Source organism: Oligoflexus sp. (genome assembly GCF_035638955.1).
Lineage (GTDB): Bacteria > Bdellovibrionota_B > Oligoflexia > Oligoflexales > Oligoflexaceae > Oligoflexus.
Map to the genome: position 1 here is coordinate 1 of NZ_DASQYZ010000143.1, position 5,657 is coordinate 5,657.

5 protein-coding genes and 1 tRNA gene are annotated in these 5,657 nt (G+C 46.7%); 3 read left to right on the forward strand and 3 right to left on the reverse strand.

Features of this window, described 5'->3' with window-relative positions; genetic code table 11:
* Positions 1-171 precede the first annotated feature (171 nt).
* From VE954_RS14115 to VE954_RS14125, 3 genes are all read left to right on the forward strand, one after another.
* The gene (locus VE954_RS14115; protein ID WP_324953782.1) at positions 172-1,836 is read left to right on the forward strand and encodes a hypothetical protein; all 1,665 of its coding nucleotides are present in this window, start codon (positions 172-174) and stop codon (positions 1,834-1,836) included.
* A 926-nt stretch (positions 1,837-2,762) separates the two neighbouring features.
* Entirely contained in the window at positions 2,763-3,752 is a 990-nt protein-coding gene (locus tag VE954_RS14120) for an IS630 family transposase (RefSeq protein WP_324953788.1), read from the forward strand.
* An 18-nt stretch (positions 3,753-3,770) separates the two neighbouring features.
* Positions 3,771-4,319 (forward strand): plasmid pRiA4b ORF-3 family protein, encoded by a 549-nt coding sequence (locus tag VE954_RS14125; protein WP_324953784.1) that lies wholly within the window; start codon positions 3,771-3,773, stop codon positions 4,317-4,319.
* A 284-nt stretch (positions 4,320-4,603) separates the two neighbouring features.
* Here the strand turns inward: VE954_RS14125 and VE954_RS14130 are convergent, their stop codons facing one another.
* The 3 genes from VE954_RS14130 to VE954_RS14135 form a co-directional block, all read right to left on the reverse strand.
* Positions 4,604-4,948, reverse strand: a complete 345-nt coding sequence (locus VE954_RS14130; RefSeq protein ID WP_324953786.1) for a helix-turn-helix transcriptional regulator — start codon at positions 4,946-4,948, stop codon at positions 4,604-4,606.
* 21 nt (positions 4,949-4,969) lie between these two features.
* Positions 4,970-5,260, reverse strand: a complete 291-nt coding sequence (locus VE954_RS43795; RefSeq protein WP_349263819.1) for a type II toxin-antitoxin system mRNA interferase toxin, RelE/StbE family — start codon at positions 5,258-5,260, stop codon at positions 4,970-4,972.
* Between the two features lie 294 nt (positions 5,261-5,554).
* Positions 5,555-5,631, reverse strand: a tRNA-Glu gene (locus tag VE954_RS14135).
* Between the last annotated feature and the right edge of the window lie 26 nt (positions 5,632-5,657).

Below are 5,657 nucleotides of genomic sequence, written 5' to 3' on the forward strand. Positions count from 1 at the left end.
ATGCGTTTTGCATTTTTACCAAATGCCGAAAATGATCATCTTTTAAACCACTGTATTTTGATCACCAACTGCGGGTGATGAGGCAGGATACGATCAGGTGGGGACGGAGTCTAACCGTGACTTGCTGGGGCGCTTACGCACAAAGAACGGTTTGAGCAAAATAATGCCCACATGAGCCTTCTTGTGTTTCCAATGAATGTTAATAAGGTTCTCGATGCTCCTTCTTTTACAGAAGCAGAATTCAATCATCTAGCAAGAATCGCTGAGCACATTGCTAAGAATTCTACTGGTGAACCTGAAAATCCGGTTTTAACTAACCGCAGGGATTGCCTCTTAGCGATAGACGGTTTGAAACTTGTCGCTGCAAAAAGAAAAATCGTGTCTTTTGATGAGCCCTCATTGATCGCCGCAAAAGAAAATATAGCAGAAGCAATACGAGAGCTATGGGATGAACCATGTGTCGCAGAATATCCATTTGATCGCTCGGGGCAGAAATACGATACAATTCTAGCTAAAGTGATCGGCCATCTAGCTGTGGGAGATGAGAATGATGTTTGGATCAGAACACAGGTAGCTCGTTTAATTTGCGGTCCACGTTCGGTTGCGACATTGATTTCCAGCATTGCATCCGCCAAAGCTAGCCATAACTTTATCTTAGAAATCCTGGCCCTTGTGTTCACCTACTCAAAGGTGCAAACCGCTTGGCACAATGTGGATCGCGCAGTGAGGTATGCAAGACATGAACGCAAAACATCGTTTATTAAGTCCTTCCTATCCAAAAGTAATTTCTTCAGACTTAAGATTTTTCGTGAATACACTCTAGAAGATCGACAACGATTTTTTGAGTTTGAAGTATCACGCTTAATGGATGGCTTTATTGATGCGAACGTACCGCCTGGATGGCCATCATGGGGATTTGATCCCAACGGTTTTGAGTTCTCAAGAGGATTGGATTTTGCAGAGAGTGATCTAATCAATCTGGAAAATTTTACAGAGGCTGTGGCCTGTCTTCCTCCGATGCAGCAGTGGGACGAAAATTTTAAAAATGGCTGGATCGAATTTTGTTCTTCTGGCTTGGAAAAGATCTCAAGTCGTTTGAGCAAGGCAATAAAAGAGCATGGCGACGCCAAGGGTACGCCGTACAATCAAGACAATTGGATAATTAACGCTTTCGCAATTACATACTTTTTGCGAGACGATGTGCGCCTCAATCAGTCTTTGAAAGCGTTTTTAGAGGTTGGTGCGGACGGACACTACTGGCTGGACAATTTCGGCAGAGACTTCTTCAGAATGGGCCTGAAAGATCCAAGCAATTGGGAAAAGTTTAAAACCAAACTCGAAAAAATATTTGAGATAGCTCTCTCCACCGAACAGCTAAAACCGAGCAAACGCTCTTGGGACGCAGACGAGATTTGGTGTTCAATTGTCGGTCTTGACGACATTACCATTCAGTTTTTGCCGGCTGAGACAAAGCCGCTGGTAACAAACCTTTTACCTCTATACGAGCGTTTTATAAAAACCAGGAGCGGCTCAGACAAATGCTTAAGCCGTTTTGTCGCGCTATTATGCAAAGAAGCCGCCATGTGTATTCGAATGAAAGGGCTCGCTGTTGTAGCGCTTGAACTCAAAGGCATTGATTACTCAGATTACAGACAAGAACACTACATCTCAACGTACTCATACTTTCTGGCTACCTTATGGCGTGAGAACCGAAGTGAGCTGCGGAGTGACAACGTTGCTCTCACCAATTTCCAACAAATTTTGAACGGCCTGATCTCAGTACAAGATCCTCGGGCTTTAGAATTAGCAGCGCAAATGAGTTCGACTCGCCACTAATGGGACAAAAACTAACTACGTTTCTCTAAAACTCACAAGGCTTTTGCCCACAGCACAGATAGCCCTGGCCCACACGGTGAGATCATTGCGCGGACCCAAGTTTATTTCCAAGAGAGCAATGATCTCTATGATTTGATGCATTCGGAAGTGGTGCTCAATGCTCAGAACGGGACGATACTGCAATCAACGGCACCGACCAGCCGAAATGCGGGCGAGCGTGTTCTGAACTGGGTCGCGGTTCTCCATTTTCGCACCTGTGGTGACGTCAGTGGCGCGGCATTGGATTGGTTAGTGCGTATTCTTTGAGTCGGCATTGCAATGATGCCACCGTTTCTTTTTGTGAGCGGTTTGACAATGTGGAATCGAAGTCAGAGACGGAAGAATTCTGCACAGATAAAAGCTCAACAAAGCTCATCACTTTTGTACTTAGCTTCGCAGACGTGATCGAAGCCTTGAGAAAGAACAATATCAGCAACGGTGCCGGTTACATCGAGCACAGCGGAGAGCCTATCTCCGCCGTGCCGACGGCTGCATCGCGTCCCTGGATCAAATCGCCAATATCGTGGTTGGCAGCTAGAAAGGGATGCCTATCCCTGTTGGGACAGCTTTGATGCTCATCGGTGAGTACAGTTGGGAGTATGAAGCCATTGAGACTTGGTAGGTGTTGTAATCTAAGTCCGTTTCCTGAACTACGTGAGACTAGTCCTGCATCCCGGAAGTTCGTCCCTACAGTTTTATTAGGTGGTATAGTTCTGTATATATCTGAATTTGTTTGATTTTAGTTGTCTTTCGTGGCTGGATATCGACCGAGTTTCCATTTACTGGACTTGGCAATTGTGGCAGATGTTGTCCGGCTCATTTTATCCCCTTCCGTGCGCGCTGCGCTCATATCACTTGCACGTTCAGAGAAGGAAGAGCATCGATTGGTGACCCGATCGAGGATTATACTTTCTGTTGCCAGCGGGAAAAGTGTGGGAACGGTTGCCGCGGGCTGTGGTGTCACTTGCAAGACGGTGAGGAAATGGTGCCAGAGGTTCGCACAAAATCCTGTCGTTTCTACATTGTCTGATGCACCCCGCTGTGGTAGACCCATTCAAATTCCCAGTGATATCCGATGCCAGATCATTAAGCTGGCGTGCTCAAATCCTCTCAAACGCGATCCCCTTCGCAACGTCTGGACAATTGGATCATTGAAACAGCAACTTCAACTGGAGACTGGTTGGAACGTCAGCTCAAGTGAGATTCACCGCATCCTTTCGTTCAAGGAGATACGCCCGCATCGCGTTAAGATGTGGCTGCATAGTCCAGACCCGGATTTTTCGAGCAAGGTGAAGCGTATTTGTTCTCTTTACATAACGCCTCCCCCGAAAGCCACGGTTCTGTGTATTGATGAAAAAACAGGGATGCAGGCTCTTGAACGCAAATATCCATTGAAACATGCGGGTGTTGGGAGAGAGGGACGGAAAGAATTTGAATATGTTAGGCACGGCACGCGATCTTTGTTTGCTGCGCTCGATATAAAGACTGGAGCTATAACTGGTCACTGCTCGCCATGTCGCGGCGCAGATGATCTTCTGCTATTCATGGATCATCTGGCAAAGGTATATCCTAAAGGCCCAATCTATATTATCTGGGACAATTTAAACATCCATCACGGTGATCGCTGGAAAAAATTTAACCAACGACACTGGCAGCGATTCCGATTCGTCTACACCCCATTACATGCTTCCTGGGCGAACCAGATCGAAATCTGGTTTAGCATTCTGCAGCGCAGAGTCTTAAGGCATGGATCCTTCAAAACAGGCGATGATTTGCAAAGAAAGGTTTTGCAATTTATTCAACATTGGAATACCTACGAAGCGCATCCCTTCAAATGGTTGTTTAAAGGGAACTTCGACAATGCAAAAGCCTGTTAAAGAATGCGGAGCGATTACATGGCCGAATATTATGAATTCGAAGTTTCTCTTCGAGGAGCCAAACCACGGCTCTGGCGTCGTTTTCAGCTCAGGAAGACGGCAACTTTCCAGGATCTTCATGACGCAATTCAAGACGCCTGTGGATGGGAGGATTGTCATCTTTTTTCGTTTGCGACCTCATTCGGTCGAAATGCGGAGGAAATCGCGACAGGTATACCGCCGGGTGCAGCCTTCGATGAACCCGAAGCTCCCCCTGCAAGCAAGGTCAAACTGAAAAGCTATTTTGAGTATGAAGCTAAATGCGGATACGTCTATGACTTCGGAGATGGTTGGCAACATGACATAAAGTGTACGCCCATCGTAGCAGAGAGTCGCTTTAAGCGGCGGTTGATCGACGGCAAAGGCACCTTTCCGCCTGAGGACTGCGGTGGTTTATGGGGATTTGAGCGCTGTGTGAACGTTTTCAAAGGCAAAGAGGAAGATGAAGAAGGTCTCAAAGAATGGCTCGGCGATTGGACACCGAATAACTTCTCTCTGGCTGAAGTCAGAGAGAAATTCGACCAATAACGACCCTCGGTCTATGTCCATAAGCCGTTTACACTGGAACGAACTTCCGGGATGCAGGACTAGTTCTCAGTTTCTTTTGCCAAAGGAAGACACCCGCTACCGTAAGCGTCGTCAGAACCCAACCGCATGAAACTGACAAAAAGTCTCCAGGGCGTGCCGAAGACCATGGCCATATGAAGGGCTTCGATCCTGGTCGTAAAGCAATTCGCGGCGTATTCTCCAGTCGGAATTTCCGATCTGAGGAACCGTCCGTAGGTCCCATTGATAACGATGCGCCCAAATGATCAGGATGCTTTTTTCTTAGCACGACCTTTGCTCTTGCTGACACGGGTCACTTCAACCAAATACTGATCGAAGCCTTTCTTGTTTGCAATATCCTGGAGCAAAAGACGCACATAAGTCTCTTCATCCATCTTGAAGACTTTGGCTATTTTTTTGATTGTCTCGTAGGTGGGAAAATCCTTCCCGTTTTCAAAACCAGAAATCGCCTGCTTGCTCACACCAATTGCTTCCGCAAGCTGTGCCTGGGAAAGTTCAGCACTTTTTCTATCGGCTTTGAGCGCCTCACCAAAGGTCAACTTGCCAAAGTTCGATTCTAGAAATTTCGTTGCATCGACATTACCGCTCATATGACCAACCCTCCTAGCTGATTAGTACTCGTGTTTGTTGACTTCCTGAATCTCAATCAGCTCCAAAACACCCCTCACTTCAAATTCCTTATAAATAGCCCGATAGGAATCGCTTAACCTGATAGATCGCTGGCCTTGCCGATCCCCTTTGAGAGGCTCGTCATGCCATCCAGGAATCTTCCTAACGCTTTGCAATCCTTGATCCGTCACAGCCCTCACCCATTTTGCCAATTTCTGACCTATGTAATCTGGAACTTTCCTTAAATCTTTTTGGGCATTCCTGGTCAACTCGATTCGCAACGGCAACCTCATCGATCATTATCTAGACACCATCGACAAGTGATTACTTTACCCCCTGTGTCGGAACCGTCAAGTAATTACTTGACTTCAAAAGCACCATTCACGGGATAAAGCCCAGTTCACCGCCCATTGACGGCGGTGAACTGGGCCAGTACTAGGTAAATTCAACGGTCTGCTGCTCAAAAAGTACAACGATGACAGTTTGCAGCAGAACTCATGGAAAGTAGATCACAAGCCACAACATTCACCTTAAAACTAATTTAGTAGGATTTATAGGATCTTGAAGAATAGAAGCGGAAGATAAAATGGCGTCCCCAAGGGGATTCGAACCCCTGTTACCGCCGTGAAAGGGCGGTGTCCTGGGCCAACTAGACGATGGGGACAGGACGAGCAGATCTTTGGGAGAAGT

What these genes read in the sequence shown, in the direction of transcription:
- VE954_RS14125 (WP_324953784.1), top strand. Translation starts at nt 3,771, where the DNA reads ATGGCCGAATATTATGAATTCGAAGTTTCTCTTCGAGGAGCCAAACCA.
- VE954_RS14130 (WP_324953786.1), bottom strand. Translation starts at nt 4,948, where the DNA reads ATGAGCGGTAATGTCGATGCAACGAAATTTCTAGAATCGAACTTTGGC.
- VE954_RS14115 (WP_324953782.1), top strand. Translation starts at nt 172, where the DNA reads ATGAGCCTTCTTGTGTTTCCAATGAATGTTAATAAGGTTCTCGATGCT.
- VE954_RS43795 (WP_349263819.1), bottom strand. Translation starts at nt 5,260, where the DNA reads ATGAGGTTGCCGTTGCGAATCGAGTTGACCAGGAATGCCCAAAAAGAT.